At 72.4% G+C, this 16,082-nt stretch carries 17 protein-coding genes; 6 read left to right on the plus strand and 11 right to left on the minus strand.

Annotated features, from left to right (window positions below):
* Nucleotides 1–2: 2 nt before the first annotated feature.
* Complete coding sequence (locus tag M4486_RS13645) at nucleotides 3–1,046, minus strand: LacI family DNA-binding transcriptional regulator (RefSeq protein WP_249477794.1); 1,044 nt, start codon at nucleotides 1,044–1,046, stop codon at nucleotides 3–5.
* A 139-nt stretch (nucleotides 1,047–1,185) separates the two neighbouring features.
* Complete coding sequence (locus M4486_RS13650; protein ID WP_249477795.1) at nucleotides 1,186–1,542, minus strand: nuclear transport factor 2 family protein; 357 nt, start codon at nucleotides 1,540–1,542, stop codon at nucleotides 1,186–1,188.
* A gap of 118 nt (nucleotides 1,543–1,660) precedes the next feature.
* Here M4486_RS13650 and M4486_RS13655 point away from each other — a divergent pair, with 118 nt between their 5' ends.
* Entirely contained in the window at nucleotides 1,661–2,362 is a 702-nt protein-coding gene (locus M4486_RS13655; protein ID WP_249477796.1) for a helix-turn-helix transcriptional regulator, read from the plus strand.
* Between the two features lie 32 nt (nucleotides 2,363–2,394).
* On the opposite strand, the gene M4486_RS13660 is transcribed toward M4486_RS13655, so the two are convergent.
* From M4486_RS13660 to M4486_RS13680, 5 genes are all read right to left on the minus strand, one after another.
* Nucleotides 2,395–3,858 carry a glycoside-pentoside-hexuronide (GPH):cation symporter gene (locus tag M4486_RS13660; protein ID WP_249477797.1) on the minus strand — a complete coding sequence of 488 codons (1,464 nt, stop codon included), beginning with the start codon at nucleotides 3,856–3,858 and terminating at the stop codon, nucleotides 2,395–2,397.
* A gap of 563 nt (nucleotides 3,859–4,421) precedes the next feature.
* Nucleotides 4,422–5,255, minus strand: a complete 834-nt coding sequence (gene larB, locus M4486_RS13665) for a nickel pincer cofactor biosynthesis protein LarB (protein ID WP_249477798.1) — start codon at nucleotides 5,253–5,255, stop codon at nucleotides 4,422–4,424.
* Complete coding sequence (gene larE / locus M4486_RS13670; RefSeq protein ID WP_429798302.1) at nucleotides 5,252–6,229, minus strand: ATP-dependent sacrificial sulfur transferase LarE; 978 nt, start codon at nucleotides 6,227–6,229, stop codon at nucleotides 5,252–5,254. The genes larB and larE overlap by 4 nt, the downstream gene beginning before the upstream one ends.
* Nucleotides 6,226–7,614, minus strand: a complete 1,389-nt coding sequence (locus M4486_RS13675) for a lactate racemase domain-containing protein (RefSeq protein WP_249477799.1) — start codon at nucleotides 7,612–7,614, stop codon at nucleotides 6,226–6,228. The genes larE and M4486_RS13675 overlap by 4 nt, the downstream gene beginning before the upstream one ends.
* A 129-nt stretch (nucleotides 7,615–7,743) precedes the next feature.
* Nucleotides 7,744–8,337: a GNAT family N-acetyltransferase gene (locus M4486_RS13680; protein WP_249477800.1), complete on the minus strand. Its 594-nt coding sequence runs from the start codon at nucleotides 8,335–8,337 to the stop codon at nucleotides 7,744–7,746.
* A 46-nt stretch (nucleotides 8,338–8,383) separates the two neighbouring features.
* Between M4486_RS13680 and M4486_RS13685 the strand changes: the two genes are divergently transcribed.
* Both M4486_RS13685 and M4486_RS13690 read left to right on the plus strand, forming a co-directional pair.
* Nucleotides 8,384–8,965: a helix-turn-helix domain-containing protein gene (locus M4486_RS13685; RefSeq protein WP_249477801.1), complete on the plus strand. Its 582-nt coding sequence runs from the start codon at nucleotides 8,384–8,386 to the stop codon at nucleotides 8,963–8,965.
* A 70-nt stretch (nucleotides 8,966–9,035) separates the two neighbouring features.
* Complete coding sequence (locus M4486_RS13690; RefSeq protein ID WP_249477802.1) at nucleotides 9,036–9,860, plus strand: sugar phosphate isomerase/epimerase family protein; 825 nt, start codon at nucleotides 9,036–9,038, stop codon at nucleotides 9,858–9,860.
* A gap of 2 nt (nucleotides 9,861–9,862) precedes the next feature.
* On the opposite strand, the gene M4486_RS13695 is transcribed toward M4486_RS13690, so the two are convergent.
* Entirely contained in the window at nucleotides 9,863–10,690 is an 828-nt protein-coding gene (locus tag M4486_RS13695) for a MerR family transcriptional regulator (protein ID WP_249477803.1), read from the minus strand.
* A gap of 61 nt (nucleotides 10,691–10,751) precedes the next feature.
* Complete coding sequence (locus M4486_RS13700) at nucleotides 10,752–11,165, minus strand: VOC family protein (protein WP_249477804.1); 414 nt, start codon at nucleotides 11,163–11,165, stop codon at nucleotides 10,752–10,754.
* Between the two features lie 96 nt (nucleotides 11,166–11,261).
* Here M4486_RS13700 and larC point away from each other — a divergent pair, with 96 nt between their 5' ends.
* Nucleotides 11,262–13,043: a nickel pincer cofactor biosynthesis protein LarC gene (gene larC / locus M4486_RS13705; RefSeq protein ID WP_249477805.1), complete on the plus strand. Its 1,782-nt coding sequence runs from the start codon at nucleotides 11,262–11,264 to the stop codon at nucleotides 13,041–13,043.
* 4 nt (nucleotides 13,044–13,047) lie between these two features.
* Here the strand turns inward: larC and M4486_RS13710 are convergent, their stop codons facing one another.
* A complete protein-coding gene (locus M4486_RS13710) occupies nucleotides 13,048–13,467 on the minus strand; it encodes an ArsR/SmtB family transcription factor (protein WP_249477806.1) in 420 nt (139 codons plus the stop codon).
* Nucleotides 13,460–13,951 (minus strand): SRPBCC domain-containing protein, encoded by a 492-nt coding sequence (locus tag M4486_RS13715; protein ID WP_249477807.1) that lies wholly within the window; start codon nucleotides 13,949–13,951, stop codon nucleotides 13,460–13,462. Before M4486_RS13715 ends, M4486_RS13710 begins: the two co-directional genes overlap by 8 nt.
* A 134-nt stretch (nucleotides 13,952–14,085) precedes the next feature.
* On the opposite strand from M4486_RS13715, the gene M4486_RS13720 reads away from it, so the two are divergent.
* A complete protein-coding gene (locus tag M4486_RS13720; protein WP_249477808.1) occupies nucleotides 14,086–14,520 on the plus strand; it encodes a VOC family protein in 435 nt (144 codons plus the stop codon).
* Between the two features lie 64 nt (nucleotides 14,521–14,584).
* The gene (locus tag M4486_RS13725; protein ID WP_249477809.1) at nucleotides 14,585–16,066 is read left to right on the plus strand and encodes an MFS transporter; all 1,482 of its coding nucleotides are present in this window, start codon (nucleotides 14,585–14,587) and stop codon (nucleotides 16,064–16,066) included.
* Nucleotides 16,067–16,082: the final 16 nt, after the last annotated feature.

The following is a 16,082-nucleotide window of genomic DNA, read 5'->3' on the forward strand; positions in this document are numbered from 1 at the left end:
GATCAGCGCTTGTCGTGAGAGGCGGCACCGTCGCGCCCGCCCGTGCTGCCGCGCACCACGAGGCGCACCGGCAGGGCGCCCTCGACGGGGCCCTTCACGCTGGAGGGCTGGCGGATGCGGCGCACGATGCGGTCCACGGCGACGCGTCCCTGCTCCCGCTTGGGCGCGGCGACGGTGGTGAGGCCGGCCCCGACCAGTCGCGAGAGCGGGATGTCGTCGTGGCCGATGACCTGCAGCTCCTGGGGAACCCGGATGCCGCTGCGCAGGGCCGCGACCAGAAGGCCCAGAGCCTGCAGGTCGTTGTAGCAGATCACCGCGTCGGGCAGCGGGTCGCCGGCGCCGCGCGTGGACTCGATGAGCTCGGTGAAGGCGTCCTCCCCGCCGCGGGAGGTCGGGGGGAACGGGCCGATGCGGTGCACGCGCATGCCGTGGGAGGTGCCGATGGTGCGTGTGGAGCGCCAGCGCTCGCCGTCGGACCACGAGTTCGCGGGACCGGCCACGTAGGTCACGGTGCGCACGTGATGCGTGGCCAGGTGCGCCACCGCCTGGCTGATGCCGTGCTCGTAGTCCGGCGTGACGGAGTCCAGGCCGGCCACCCGACGGTTCAGCACCACGATCGGCACGCGCTTGGCCAGCTGCAGGAGCGTTGCGTCCGAGAGTCGCGTGCCGGTGAGCACGATGCCGTCGACCACCTCGAGGGAGCGCTCGAGGGAGATGCGCTCGCGCTCCTCGTCCTCACCCGAGTCCAGGAGGATCGGCAGGTACTCGGCGACGTGGGCGGCCTCCTGCATGCCGGAGAGCACCTCGGCGAAGTAGGGGTTCGACAGATCGGGTGCGGCGACGCCCAGCCGTCCCTGCCTGCCCTGCCGCTCCTGCTGGTCGGGGGCGTCCGTGCGGTAGCCGAGGCGCCGCGCGGCATCCATGACCTTCGCGTGGGTGGCGGCGCTGACGCGACCGGGACGGGAGAAGGCGCGCGAGACCGTGCTCGGGGCGCACCCCACCTCGCGGGCCACGTCATAGATGGTGACGTGCTCCTTCTCCGTCATCCTGTGCCTCCCTGGGACTCCGTCGGCCGACCAGCGGCAGGGTCCCAGGGTAGCCCGGGAGACGAGCACGACGGACGACGGGGCGCGGGCCCGACCCCGAGGCAGGCACGGGCCCGACCTCGAGGCATGGCGCGCGCTGTCACCCCGCCGCGAGGATCCCCCGGGGGTCGAAGGCGACCCGGATGGCGCGGATGCGGCCGTCCTCGACGTGGCACCAGTTGACCACCGGCGTCGGCTCGGAGCCGCCCACGCCGAGCGAGAACCAGGTCATGACATCGTTCTCGTCGACCAATCGCCGTTCCACCTCGAGATGAGTGGTGGCCCTGGCGAGCCCCACGAGCCCCTCGAGGCAGTCCTCCCTCCCGCGGACGGAGGCGAGCGGGCCGTCGAAGGCGACCTCGTCGGCGAGGTGCGGGGCGAGGTCCGTGAAGTCGCGACGGCGCCAGCAGAGGAAATAGGTCTCGGCGAGTCCGCGAGGCGTGTGCGTGTCGGTCATGGCTCCTCCTGGAGGGCGTTGTCACCTGCGTGGAGACTCCAGGGAACGGGGCATCGACGACAGCTGTGTGTCGGTGTTTCCGGACCGGTTTCCCCCGTTGTCCGCCTACCGTGGTCCCGTGAAGCGCAGCGACCGTCACCGTGCCCTCGTGGACCTCCTGCGCGCGCGGGCCGAGCAGCCGATCCCCGTGCCGCGCCTCGCCGAGCGCTTCGAGGTCTCCACGCGCACGATCGAACGGGACATCCGTGCGCTGCAGGAGGCGGGTGTCCCGATCTTCGGGGTCCCGGGGCGCACGGGAGGCTTCGCGATCGGCCGGGACTACTCCCTGCCGCCCCTGGCGATCACGCCGTCCGAGGCTCTCGCCGTGCTCGCCGGCCTCGGCGTCATGCACGGCTCCCCGCTCGCCCGGGATGCCGGCCGAGTGCGGGACAAGGTGCTCGCCGCGATGAGTCCGCAGCAGCGGGCGCAGGGGCGCACGTTCGCCGCGCGCGTGGCGCTCATGGCCCCCGACGTCCCGACGGAGGACGAGGTGGCCCGCGTCGTCCGCGAGGTGCTCGTCGAGCCGAGGGTGGTCGAGCTCGCCTACAGAGACCCCCGCACGGGCGAGCGCACCGAGCGCTCGGTCGAGCCGCTGGGGATGATCCTGGTGCGCGGCAACTGGATCCTCGTCGGCTGGTGCCGACTGCGGGATGGCGTGCGCGGGTTCCGCACCGACGCGATCACCGCGATCCGGCAGACGTCCGAGCGTCCGCCCGTGCGCGACCCCGACCCCTTCGCGAGCGATCTCTCGCGCTGGGACTTCCTGGCCGCCGCGCCGTAGGCACGTGCGTGCGGGTGCGGGACCGACCTCGGTCAGGCCCCGGTTCCCGCTCCCTCGGCCTCGCGGCGCTCGTGGAGCTCCTCGACCATGGTGCTGAAGGTCTTCTCGTCGATCGGGTAGAACTTCATGACGATCGCGGCGAGGATGCCCATGAGGATCGGCAGACCGCCCATGACCAGGGACAGGCCCAGGCGCACGTGGTCCGAGGCGTTCGTGGCGGTCGCGACGGCGTCGGACCCGGACATGAAGCCGAACAGGGCGATGAAGCTGAGGGCGAGGTAGCGGCCCACGGCCTGGCTCATCTTGCGGGCGAAGGAGAACAGCGAGTAGGTGGCGCCCTCGGCGCGATCGTCGTTCTTCCACTCGCCGTACTCGACGGTGTCGCCCTCGAGGGCCCACATCAGGGTGTTGTTCAGGCCCACGCCCAGGTTGATGAGGAAGTAGCCCAGCAGCGCGAAGGCGAACACGTGGCCCAGCAGCAGCATGATGATGCCGCCGACCACGAACGCCGTGCAGCCCAGCAGGTAGCCGCGGCGCTTGCCGATGCTGCCGATGATCTTCGGGGCGAAGGGCGCGATCACGAGGTTCGCGACGACGCCCGCGAGGGTCAGCCAGATGAACAGGGTCGCGTCGCCCAGCACGAAGGTGGTGAAGAAGGCGGCGACCGCCTGCATCCCGTACATCCCGCCCAGAAAGATCACGCTCGAGGCGCACAGGAACGCGAGCGGACGGTTGGTGCGGATCACCCGCAGGGACTGGCGCACGCTGAGCTTGGGGGTCTCGCGGAACACGCGCTCGCGCACCCCGAAGAAGGTGATCATGAACAGCACCATGCCCAGGACCAGGAAGCCGAGCGCGCTGATGGTGATGGAGTGCTGAAGGGCGTCAGCGTCGCCCTGGTGCTGGTTGATCTGCGGGGAGATCACGAGCACGAGCAGCAGGGTGATGATCTGGCCGCCGTAGGTGCGGGCGGCGCCGAGCTTGCCGCGGTCCTCGGCGACCTGGGTGATCGCGGGGGCGAGCGAGCCATAGGGGATGTTCACCATCGAGTAGACGAAGCCCCACACCGCGTAGATCACGGCGGCGACCACGGCGGTCAGACCCTGGCTGCCCATGTGGGGGATGGTGAACAGCAGCACCGTCATGATCATCAGCGGCAGGCTGCCGAACAGGATGAACGGGCGGAACTTGCCCCAGCGGGTCATCGTGGAGTCGACGATGCGCCCGGCGATGACGTCGGCGAAGGCGTCCCAGATCAGCACGACCAGGGAGATCGTCGCGACGACGCCGGCGGGCAGGCCCAGCACGGTGATGAAGTACAGGGGCAGGAAGTTCCCGGCGAAGGCGAAGGCCGTGTTGCAGCCGGCGTCGCCCGCGCCGTAGGCGAAGACCTTGCGGAACGGCAGCCGCTCCATGGCGGCGCGCGGATCGGGCCGGGCGGCGCGCAGCGCCTCGGGCGACGGGTCGCCGGGGCCGGCGGGCTGTGGCTGTGTCATGTCATCTCCTTCGATGCGATTCCGCTCGTGCTGCGGTGCGCGGGGTGGCGGCGTCGGACGCCGCGGGATCCTGCTCCACGGGAGCACGTCGATGGCTCACCTTCCGGGGGCTCGCCCGGCGGCGCAGGACCACGCCCGAGTGTGTGCTCCACTGCACCCAGGTGCCCCATGCCGTGCCATGAGTTGCCACGTTGCCGGGCCGCGGCGCTGGTCAGAGGGGCGGCAGAGGAACCACCCGACCTGCGGGTAACGAGACTCGGCTCACAAGGGAGCGGCCTTCGGCAACCTGTTCCGTGCAGGCACTGAGGGGGCCGACGCGGACGACGCGGACGACGGCCACGGTGCGACCGACGTCCACGGTGCGACGGCGGGCCGGTGCGACGGCGGGCCGGTGCGACCGTGCGGCGGTCGGCGTTGCAGGGGCCTGTGTCGTGCGAGGGCATATAGCGGACATCTCTGCCGTATTTGGCAGAGAGGTCCGCTATACGCCGGTGGACGACAACTCAGCCGAGCAGTCCACCGGCGCATCACCACCTCCCCTGCCTGCGCGGGGGCAGCGGTGCTCAGCCGCGGGGATCGGTGCCCGGATCGGTGCCCGGCCCGGGAGCCCAGCGTGCGATCTGGGCGGCGAGATGCCCGGCGCCGTAGCCGTTGTCGATGTTGACCACGCCGATGCCCGGGGCGCAGCCGGAGAGCATCGTGAGGGCCGCCGTGACGCCGCCCGCCGCCACGCCGTAGCCCACGGAGGTGGGCAGTGCGACCACGGGAGCAGCGACCTGACCTGCGACGACGGTGGGCAGGGCGCCGTCCATGCCCGCGGCGACGATGACGCACGCCGCCTCCCGCAGCTCGGGGAGACGGGCCTGCAGGCGGTGGAGGCCGGCGATGCCGATGTCGGCGATGAGTCGGGCGGGGCGCCCCAGGTGCTGTGCGGTGAGCAGTGCTTCGCGGGCGACTGGCAGGTCGCTCGTGCCGGCGCAGGCGACGATCACCAGGCCGCCGCTCGGGGCGGGCGGCTGGGGAGGCCACGCGAGCAGGCGCGCCTCGGGATCGTGATGGGCGTCGGGGAGAGCCTCGAGGACGGCGTGAGCGCGCTCCTCGTCGGCCCGCGTGAAGAGGATCGGGCCCAGCGGCGCAGGTCCCTCGTCGCGCGTGGTCTCCCCCGCGGGCGCGGTTGCCCCGGGGGGCGCCGCTCGCTCGTCAGGCGCAGTTCCGACATCCGGCACAGGCCGGGCGTCGTGCGCGGCGATGAGCCGCGCGTACTCGCGGGCGATGGCGCCGACCTGGGCGACGGTCTTGCCGTCGCACAGCACGGCCTCGGGTGCTCCTCGGCGCCGGGCGCGGTCGAGGTCCAGCGTGACCAGGCCGTCGATGACGCCGTCGGCGGACCCGCTCACAGGCTCCCCCGCGCGTTGAGGATCTGCAGGGTGAAGGCGCCGGACTGCATGCCGCCGAGGTCCAGGGCGACGTGGCGGAAGCCCGCGTCCTTGCCGGCGCGCTGCAGCTGCTCGCGGATCCCGGGGGCGACGGCCCGGGGCAGCTCGTCGGCCGGGAGCTCGAGGCGGGCGATGTCGCCGTGATGGCGCACGCGGCAGTCGCTGAACCCGGCGTCGATGAGGGCGGCCTCGAGCTGCTCGATCTGGGCGAGCTTCTCCGGGGTGACCTCCTGCCCGTGCGGGATGCGGGAGGCGAGGCAGGGGGCGGCGGGCTTGTCCGCCACGGGCAGCGAGAGCACCCGCGCCACGTCCCTGACCTGCGGCTTCACCATGCCGATGCGGGCGAGGGGTCGCAGCACGCGGTGCTGGGTCGCTGCCTCGGCGCCGGGCCGGTCGGGGCGCTGGGCGTCGTCGGCGTTCTCGCCGTAGGCGACGGCGTCCAGCCCGAGCTCGCGGGCGACCTCGTCGTCGATCCGGGTGAACAGCTCGTCCTTGCAGTAGAAGCAGCGGTCGACGTCGTTGCGCCGGTACTCCTCGCGCTCGCCCTCGTGGGTCCGGATCTCGACGACCTCCGCACCGATGAGGTCCGCGACGCGATGGGCGATCGTGCGCTCGCGCGCGGCGAGGGACGGGGAGACGCCCAGCAGCGCCACCACCCGCTCCGGCCCGAGGGCGCGGACGGCGAGCGCGAGCAGCGTCGCGGAGTCGACGCCGCCCGAGTAGGCGACGCCGAGTCGCTCGACTCCCTCGAGGTCTGCGGCGACCGCGTCGGCCAGGCGCAGGGTCTCCCCGCTCAGCGCCTCCGGGGTCATGGCCCCCGACCAGGCGCCGGCCCCGTCGGCCGACGGCGATCCGCCCGGCGCGACGGGGGACGCCGACGGCGCGGGAGACGCAGGAAGAGCGGGGGACGCGGAGGAGGCGGGCAGGGCGCTCACTGGCCGTCCCTCTCGCTCGCCAGGCGGAACAGGACCTCGCCGGCATGGTCGATGACCAGGGTGTCCGGGTCCGCGCGCAGCGCCTCGAAGTCCAGCGACTCCGGGTCGACGTACTCGACGGCGTACTCGGCGCAGACCTCCGGGGGGATCGACGTCGCGAAGGCGCGGCGCACGCGGTTGCGCTCCTCGCCGGTCTCCGAATCGTAGGTGCCCAGGCCGGTCACGTGCGTGGAGTGCGCGAGCTCGCCCCAGGGGTGATCCTTGAAGCGGTCCCACTGCTTCGTGAAGTACTCGATGTTGTGGTACCCGATGTCGCGCAGACCGGGGTGCATGCCCGCGACCTCGGTGATGTGCGGGGCATAGATGATGACCTCGCCGCCGTCGGCGCACACGGGCTCGGACTTGTAGAAGCCCTTCGCGCCGGTCCAGATGTCCTCGTACATCTCGGGGACGATCGCGACGATCCGCTGGTAGGGCTTCTCGACGTAGGTGATGTGGGTGCGCGCGGAGATCTTCGCCATCGCGGCCCAGGCGGCCTGCGGATCGCCGAAGGACATGGCGCCCAGGTCGGCGCCGCCCTCGGCGACGTCCATCGCGAAACACAGCTTCTCGGTCTCGATGAGGTCGCTCGCGGCGTCGACGAGCTGGCGCACCGGGGTGATGCCGAGGGTGCCGATGATGCGGCTCGCGGTGATCAGCGCGCCCACCCAGTGGGAGATGTCGATGACGTCGTGCACCGAGCAGCCGGGGAAGAAGTACTTGTTCCCGCCCGAGAAGCCGACGACCTCGTGGGGGAAGACCGGGCCGACGATCAGGTCGACGTCGCTCTCGACGACGAGGCGGTTGATCTGCACGCGCATCGGAGTGTCCTCGAGGAGACCGCCGGTGAGCTCGGAGATCCGCTCGGCGGGGATCTCGCCCAGGTCGGCGATCTGCGACTCGTCGTGCCAGGCGTGGTTGACGACCTCCCAGCCGGGGTAGGTGCGCTCGGGGTGTCCGGGCTCGGAGCCGAGCAGCCGCCCGATGGCCTCGTCGCTCATCGCGGCGTGGGTGCCGAGCGCGATGAGCACGGTGACGGAGCGGGCGCGTCCGGCGAGCGCGCGGTGGATCGCGGGCAGCACGCGGGGCAGGGGCACGGAGCGGGTGCCGTCGGGGATGATCAGGCAGACGCTCCTGCCGTCGAGGTCGCTCGCGGCGAGCTGGTCGGCGACGAAGGCGTCGATCTGCTCCTGGGTGAGGATCCCGCCGGCGCCGCCGATCTGCGCGGCGCGCTCGGCCAGGCCCTCGGGGATCGGATGGATGGTGGGCTGCGCCGCCCCGTCCTGCCCGGACGCACTGGCCCGGGGACTGGCGTCGGTCCGGGACGCCGTGCTGCTCTGGCTCATCGCTCCACTATGCGCCGTGGCCTCGGCGGGGACAAGCAGAGGTCCGGGTGTTGCCATGCGGGGACAGTGCGTTGCCATGTGGGGACGGTGTGTTGCCATCGGCCGACGCCCGCCGGGGCTCAGCGCAGTTCAGCGCAGCGGGGGCGGTTCCCTGATGTCGTCGTCCTCCGGGGCCATGTCCAATTCGGACCAGGCGACGTCGTGCCAGGCGCCGAGCTTCCAGCCGACCTTGGTGAAGGTGCCCACGGGCGTGAAGCCGAACGACGCGTGGAGGCGGTCGCTCGCGGGATTCGGCTGCGCGACCAGGGCGATCGCCCGGCGGAGCCCGCGCTCGCGCAGCGCCGGCAGCAGCGCCTCGTAGAGCGCGCGACCGCGCCCGGATCCGCGCTGGTCGGGCGCGAGATAGACGCTCACCTCGCACGTGAAGCGATAGGCCTCGCGCGGGTTGAACGCTCCCGCGTAGGCGTAGCCCGCCACGCGGCCCTCCTCCTCGAGGACGAGCCAGACGTAGCGCTCGCGCGCGCTCTCGATGCGCCGCGCCATCTGCGCCGCGTCCGGCGGCTCGGTCTCGAAGGTGACGGCCGTCGTGCGCACGTAGTGGGCGTAGATCTCCGCGCAGGCGGCGGCGTCCTCGACGCCCGCGGGGCGGATCCCCCACGGCTGTGCACCCTTCGGCGCCGTGGTCGTCCGCGCGCTGCGGGAGGGTCCGCTCTTCGACGTCATGCTCACATAGTAGTCTTATGAAACCACTATCGTGTCAAGGAGTCCCATGGCCGAGGATCTCGCTGTCGCCCTCGCACGCATCGTCCGTGCCGCCCGGGAGGAGCAGGGGCTCACCCGTGCGCGCCTGGCGGAGGATTCCGGGGTGTCCCGGGCGATGATCGCCCGCATCGAGCAGGCCGAGGCGCAGCCCACCGCCGCCCTCCTCGCCCGGCTCTCCGCCGGGCTCGGCCTCACCCTCTCCGAGCTCATCGCGCGCGCCGAGACCGACGGATCCCGCGTGCGCCGCGCCGAGGCGCAGCCGACCTGGACGGACCCCGAGACCGGCTACGCGCGTCGGGCCGTCTCCCCGAGCGGTTCCCGCCTGGAGCTGGTCGACGTCCTGCTCCCGCAGGGGGCGCGCGTCGACTATCCGGCCGGCGCCTACCGCGCCCTCGACCAGCAGGTATGGGTGCTTGAGGGCACGCTCCGCGTCATCGAGGGGACCTCGGAGCACACGCTCGGCCCCGGGGACTGCCTGACTCTGGGCCCTCCCTCCCCCACCTCGTTCCGCAGCGAGGGCGAAGGCGGCTGCCGCTACGTGGTCGCGCTCGCGAAGCGCTCTCCGCACGAGCCCGGCCCCCGATCCTGACCAGGACACGGCGCGAGCGAGGGATAGGTTGGACCGCGCACGAGGACGCGCAGTCGAGCCAGGAGCGGACATGACCATCGATTCCACCAAGGCCATCCACACGTGGTCGCTGTTCCGGACCCTCGGGAGCTTCGCGGCACCGGGGACGATGCCTGCGCTCGAGGGCCGCACCGACGGGGTGGCAGACCCGGTCGCCCTGCTGGACCTGCCCGCGCTGCTCGCCTCGCACGGCTTCGCGAGCGCACAGATCTGCCACTTCTCCCTGCCTTCGACGGACCGCGGATACCTGGATGACCTGCGCAGTTCCTTCACCGACGCGGGGGTCGCGCTCGAGTGCTTCCTCGTGGATCACGGCGACCTCGCCGATCCGGCCGAGGGCGAGCGCTGGCGCTCCTGGATCGACGACTGGATCGGCGTGGCCGAGCAGCTCGGCGCCCCGAAGGTGCGCGTGAGCGCCGGGGACCAGCCGTCCTCCCCCGAGACCATCGCCCGCAGCGCCGCAGCGTTGCGCGCGCTCGCGGCGGACCACGACGGGATCCGCGTGCTCGTGGAGAACTGGCAGGGCCTGCTCCTGGACGCGGACTCGACGCTCGAGCTGCTCGACCGGTGCGAGGGTGCGATCGGCTTCCTCGCGGACTTCGGGAACTGGACCGGCCAGCACAAGTACGCCGACCTGGCGCGCGTCGCGCCGCTCGCCGAGGCCTGCCAGGCCAAGGCGGGCTTCGGCGAGGACGGGTCGCTCGACGCGGAGGACTACCGGGCCTGCCTGCGCCTGATGGCCGACGCCGGCTACGCCGGGCCGCTCTCGATCGTCGTCGACCCGCAGCGGCCCGACGTCTGGGAGCGCCTGGACGAGGCGCACGCCCTCATCCGCGCGGAGGCCGGAGCGGCCTGAGCTCAGGCCAGCGGCTGGCAGACATCCGTCAGCTGCTCCTCCTCGCTCACCTGATCGGGCGAGTTCAGGTAGATGTTGAAGGCGTGACCCGCGAGCGTGCCGTCCGCGCGCGCCGCGAGGCCTTCGGAGGCCAGACGCTCGTTGATGAGGTCGTGGGCCTCGCTGATCTGGTCGTAGGCGCCGGTGACGCGCGCGACCAGGCAGTCGCGCGCAGGCAGTTCGAGGATCTCGAGCTCGTCCGCGGCCTCCGTGCCCGCGGGCACGGGCAGGAAGATCGACAGGTCCGGATCCTGGTCCATGTACTGGTCGTCGTGCTCGATGACGCCGCCGGGGCCGACGGGCACGATGCTCTGGGCGGACAGCGCCGGCATCATCCGCTGCCAGAGCCGACCCTCGTCGGAGTAGGTCGGGACGGTGCCGCGCAGGGCGACGGCCGTCATGGCGAGGACGGTGGTGCGGGTCAGGGTGATGGACATGGTGGGCTCTCCTTCGTCGAGCAGGCGGGTGATCAGGGAGAGCTTTCCCTGGGACGCGCGCAGCTCCTCGACGAGGGTCTCGCGCTGCAGCCGCAGGGCGTCGGACCAGGCCGGGGTGCCGCGGACGGCGAGGAGGGCTCCGATGGCGGAGACGCCGAAGCCGACGTCCCGGAGCATCCGGATGTCCGCCGCGTCGGCCAGCTGCGCCGGCGCGTAGCGGCGGTACCCGGTCCAGGCGTCGGTCTCTGCGGGCACCAGGACGCCGTGGGCGTCGTAGTGGCGCAGCATGCGCACGGACAGCCTGCTCAGGGAGCTGAACTGCCCGATGCTCATCAGATGCGAGATCTCGGCCATGGGCTCACCCTCGCGGCTGACACGGTGGCAGGGTCAAGGTGCACCTCTTCGGTTCCGGGTCTCACCCCACGAGCAGGCAGAACGGGTGCCCCTCGGGGTCGCCCATGACGTACAGCGGCTCGTCGGCATCGTCGGAGCGGTCCATGAGCAGCCGCGCGCCGAGGGACTCCGCGCGGGCGCGCTGGGTCTCGAGCTCGTCGGCGTCGCTCACGCGGAAGTCCATGTGCAGCTGCATGGGGATCTCCTCGCTGGGCCATGTCGAGGGCCGCAGGTCCGTCTTCTCCTGCACGGCGAGGACGCGACGGTCCTGGTCGTCCAGCAGGACGAGCCAGTCCGAGTCGTCGGGAGCCGCGCCGTCGGCCGGAGGGTCGTCGCCCTCGCGGTAGTGCAGGCCGAGCAGCTCGCGGTAGAACTCGGCGAGCGCGCGGCAGTCGCGCGCATCGAGGGCGGTGCAGCTGAGCACGGGATACGACATCGGGGCCTCCTCGCTCCGGGCTCATCACCCTACGGCGAGGCGACCCGAGGAACCAGAGGGGGCTCTTCCCGGCCGTGCCCACTAGCATCGGTCGATATGAGCGCGCAGCCGGACCTTCCCCCCACCAGCCCCGCCGTCGACGGCAGGACCGCTTACATCGACGCGACCGCCGGCATCGCCGGTGACATGCTCCTGGGCGCGCTCGTGGACGCCGGGGCGGACCTCGACGCGGTCCAGGCCGTGCTCGACGCGCTGATCCCCGGCTCCGTCCGCTTCAGTCGGCGCACGGTCGACCGCTGCGGGCAGCAGGCTACGAAGGTCGACGTGGAGCTGCTGGTCGAGGATCCGCCCCATCGCACCTGGTCATCGATCCGGACGATGCTCGAGGCAGCGCGCGCGGAGGGCACGGCGCCCGTGCGCACCCTCGAGCTCGCCCTGGACGCGTTCTCGCGCCTGGCCGACGCCGAGGGCCTCGCCCACGGCCTCCCGCCCGAGCAGATCCATTTCCACGAGGTGGGGGCTCTGGACTCCCTGGCCGATGTGATCGGCGCCTGCGAGGCGTGGCGGCAGCTCGGGATCGCGGGAGCGGTGGGCAGCGTCATCGCCGTCGGATCCGGGCGCATCCGCGCGGCCCACGGCGACATCCCGGTGCCGGTGCCGGCGGTGGTGCGTCTCGCACAGGGCTGGCCGACGGTCGCCGGCGAGCTGCTCCCCTCCCGCGGCCACTCGCACGGGCACAGCCACGGCCCGGGTCACGACCACGACCACGGCGGCGATCACGCGCATGCGCACGACCACGAACACGACCACGACCACTCGCACGGGCACGAGCATCCCCACGGACACAGCGGGCACGACCACGACCACGACCACGACCACGACCACGACCACGGTCGCTCGGACGACCACGAGAATCCTTACGGACTCCGTCACCTGCCGCACGTGGTCAGCGGCGACGGCGTCGGCCATTCCCACTCCATCCAGGAAGCCGTCGTCGCAGGCCATCCGGACCCCCACGCCCAGGCGCCGACCGACCCGACTGCCGGCACCGGCACCGGCTCGGACGCGGACGAGCAGCTCGCGCCGCACGTCGTCGGCGGGCCCCACGCCCACCCGTCGCGACCGGTGCCCCCCGGCGTCGCGCCCGGCATCGGCGAGCTCGCGACGCCCACCGGCGTCGCCCTCGTGCGGGCGCTCGCGCAGACCGCGGGCCCCCAGCCCGCGCTGACCGTCGAGACCGTGGGCATCGGCGCCGGCACCAAGGACACCCCGGGACGCCCGAACGTGGTGCGGGTGATGGTGGGTCGCGACGCCGCACCGGGGCGCGCACACGGAACGACGACCGGCGGCGTGGGCGCCGCCGGCTCTCGCGCCGGCGCGGGCGATGAGTCCAACGACGGTGCGACCGCCGACGCGGCCGACGCGCACGCGACCCCCCGCGCGGCGATCCAGCTCGAGGCGAACGTCGACGATCTCGATCCGCGTCTGTGGCCCGGCGTGATCACGAGTCTGCTCGGATCGGGCGCGCTGGACGCGTGGCTGACGCCGATCGTGATGAAGCAGGGGCGGCCCGGGATCACGGTCCACGCGCTCGTGCGCGAGGGCGATGAGGAGTCCGCGTCGTCCCTGATCATGGACCTGACGGGCAGCCTCGGCGTGCGCCGGTTCGGCGTCGACCGCTCGATCCGCACCCGTTCCTTCGAGCAGGTCGAGGTGGACGGACAGCCCGTGCGCGTGAAGGTCGCACGAGACTCCTCCGGCCGCGTGGTGCGGCGAGAGCCCGAGTTCCGCGACGTCCAGGCCGCCTCCCGGCAGCTCGGCATCTCGGAGCGCGAGGCCCTGGAGAAGGCACGGGTCGCCGCGCTGCGGGAGAGCTGAGCGCTCAAGACGTGGAGTCGGGCGAGGCAGGGCGCACACCGCCGTCGGCCTCCTCGGCGGCCTCCGGGGCGCCGCTGCCGCCCGCAGCGCTCTCAGCGGCCTGCTTCAGGAGCTCGAGCTGCGTGGTCCAGCGATCAGCGGCACGGGCGAGCATGCGCGACGCCTCGTCGACGGGGGCCGGGATCACGCGATAGCTCTCGCCCGTCGGCCCCGGCCGTGTCTCCACAAGGCCCGCCCGACGCAGCACTCCGAGGTGCTTGGCGGTGCCCTGGCGCGTGATCGGCAGAGTGCGCGCGAGATCGGTGACGCCACGGGGATGTTCCGCGAGGCTGTCCATGATCTGCAGGCGCACGGGGTCGGCGAGCGCCTTGAGCACCTCCGCGGAGGCGGCGTGCGTCTCGTGCTGCTCTGTCCGCTCAGGCACCCGCACCCTCCTGCGGGCTCGGCCCCTCGTGCGAGCCCTGTGCCTCGAGCGCGTCGCGGGCGAGGGAGATCTCGAGCTCCCAGCCCGAGACGTTGTCCCCGTAGTTCCGCTCGTGCTGCTCCGTCGTCATCGCGGAGAACCCGGACTCGGTGACGGTGAGCGTGACGGTCCCGGGCTGCTCCTCAGCCAGGACGAACGCGATGCGCGTACTGGGCATCCCGGCATCGCGCTCGCCGTCGCCCCGCTCCCCGGCGAGCCAGGTGAACACGGCCCGGTGCGGAGGGTCGAGCACCTCGATCCCGACAGGGAAGGTGCCCAGGGTCGGGTCGTGGACCCGGCAGGTGGAGCCGTCGCGCTCGATGCGGTGCCCGCCGAGAGTTCCGTCGTTGATCCACCAGCCGGGCTCGGAGACCAGCGCCCAGACCGCCTCCAGGGGCGCGTCGATGTCGATGCTCCGGGTGATCTCGTCTCTCATCTGTGCCATGCAACCATATGGTTGCCGCCGGGAGCGCTGACGTCAACCCCTCCTCCCGGCGCGGCGGTTCCTTCGTCGGGGCGCGCCGCTAGGCTGGCTCGCGTGACCGGCATCCTGCCGGCGCCGACGTCGAGGAGGACGCCATGCCCGCAGCACTCCACCCCTACCTGAACTTCGCGGGGAACGCCCGTGAAGCCTTCGAGTTCTACGGCGAGGCGCTCGGTGCGACCCCGCAGTTCGCGACCTTCGGCGAGTTCCACGCCGTGCCCGAGGGCGACCCGAACGCCGACAAGATCATGCACGGATCCCTCGAGGTCACCGAGCTGATCCGCCTCTACGTCTCGGACACGATCGAGGGCATGGGCCCTCCCTTCCAGCAGGGCACCAACGTGACCCTCTCGCTCATGGGCGACGACGAGCCGGTCCTGCGCAGCGCCTACGAGAAGCTCTCCGTGGGCGGAACGGTGACCATGCCCCTCGAGAAGCAGATGTGGGGCGACCTCTACGGCTCCTTCACCGATCGCTTCGGGATCGTGTGGCAGGTGAACATCAGCGCCCCGGAGGAGTCGCAGGGCTGACCCTGCGGCGCCCGCCGTCGCAGGGCGCGACTAGCATCGTGCGAGGACCGCAGCATCGGCCCCCGTGATCCCCGGATCGCGGGGGCTCTCGCATGCACCGCCCCGCCGCCTCCCGCCCATAGTTTCCCGCCCATCCGCTTCCGAAGGACCCGCCACGCCCACCGTCGACCCCCACGACCCGCCGGATCCGACCTCCAAGACGCCCGCGCTCGACCCGGCTCCCGACGCACCCGCACCGGAGTCGGCCTCCTCGCCGACCGCTCCGCGCACTCTCCGCTCGCGCGCCCGCGGGCTCTTCGCCGACACCCGTCCCCTGCAGAACCTGCACTTCAAGCGGCTGTGGCAGGCGAACATCATCACCGTCATCGGCGCGCAGATCACGATCATCACCGTGCCCGCCCAGCTCTGGGCGCTCACCGGCAGCTCGCTGTACGTGGGGCTCACGGGCCTGTTCGGCCTGGTGCCGCTCGTGGTGCTCGGACTGTGGGGCGGGGCGATCGCCGACGCCTTCGACCGCCGCAAGATCCTGCTGGTCACCACTCTCGGCCTCATCCTCACCAGCGGGCTGTTCGCCGCGCAGGCGCTGCTGCAGGTCCGCAACGTGTGGGTGATCCTGGGGATCTTCGCCGCCCAGCAGGCGTTCTTCGCGGTCAACCAGCCAGCGCGCACCGCGCTCATCCCCTCGCTCGTGCCGCGCGAGCAGCTGCCCGCGGCGAACGCCCTGAACATGACCGTCGGCCAGTTCGGTGCGATCGCAGGGCCTCTCGTCGGCGGAGCACTGCTGCCCTTCCTGGGCTTCTCGCTGCTCTACCTCATCGACACGGTCTGCCTGCTGGCGACGCTCTGGGCGGTGCTGCGACTGCCGGCGCCGAAGCCCGAGGGCGCCATCGCTCGGCCCGGACTGCGCAGCATCCTCGACGGCTTCGTCTACACCTGGAAGCACAAGATCCTGCTGGTCAGCTTCGCGGTGGACCTCATCGCGATGGTCTTCGGCATGCCGCGCGCGCTCTACCCGCAGCTGGCCGACCAGAGCTTCGGCGGTCCCGCGCAGGGCGGCATGGAGTTCGCGGCGCTCTCGGTCGCGATGGCCCTCGGCGCGCTGCTGGGCGGGATCTTCTCCGGCTGGCTGGGCCGTGTGCATCGGGTGGGCCTCGCCGTGCTGATCGCCGTCGGCGTCTGGGGCCTGGTGGTGATGGGCTTCGGGGGCGCGACGTGGCTGGCCGGGGGCCGGGCGATGCCCTGGCTCGCCGCGGCCGTCGCCTTCATGGCCGCGGGCGGCATCGCCGACATGATCTCGATGGTCTTCCGCCAGACCATGCTGCAGGGAGCCGCCTCCGACGCGGTGCGAGGTCGCCTCCAGGGCGTGTTCCTGGTGGTCGTTGCGGGCGGCCCGCGCTTCGCCGACGTCGCCCACGGCGCGGCGGCCGACGTGCTCGGCGCGCCGCTGACCGTCGTCCTCGGCGGAGCGCTCGTGGTGCTCGGGGTGGCCGCCTGCGGCGTGCTCGTCCCGCAGTTCACGCGGTACCGGGTGGGACCGGGACACTGAGGCGGCGGCGGGATCG

This window comes from Brachybacterium kimchii (assembly GCF_023373525.1).
GTDB classification, from domain to species: Bacteria; Actinomycetota; Actinomycetes; order Actinomycetales; family Dermabacteraceae; genus Brachybacterium; species Brachybacterium kimchii.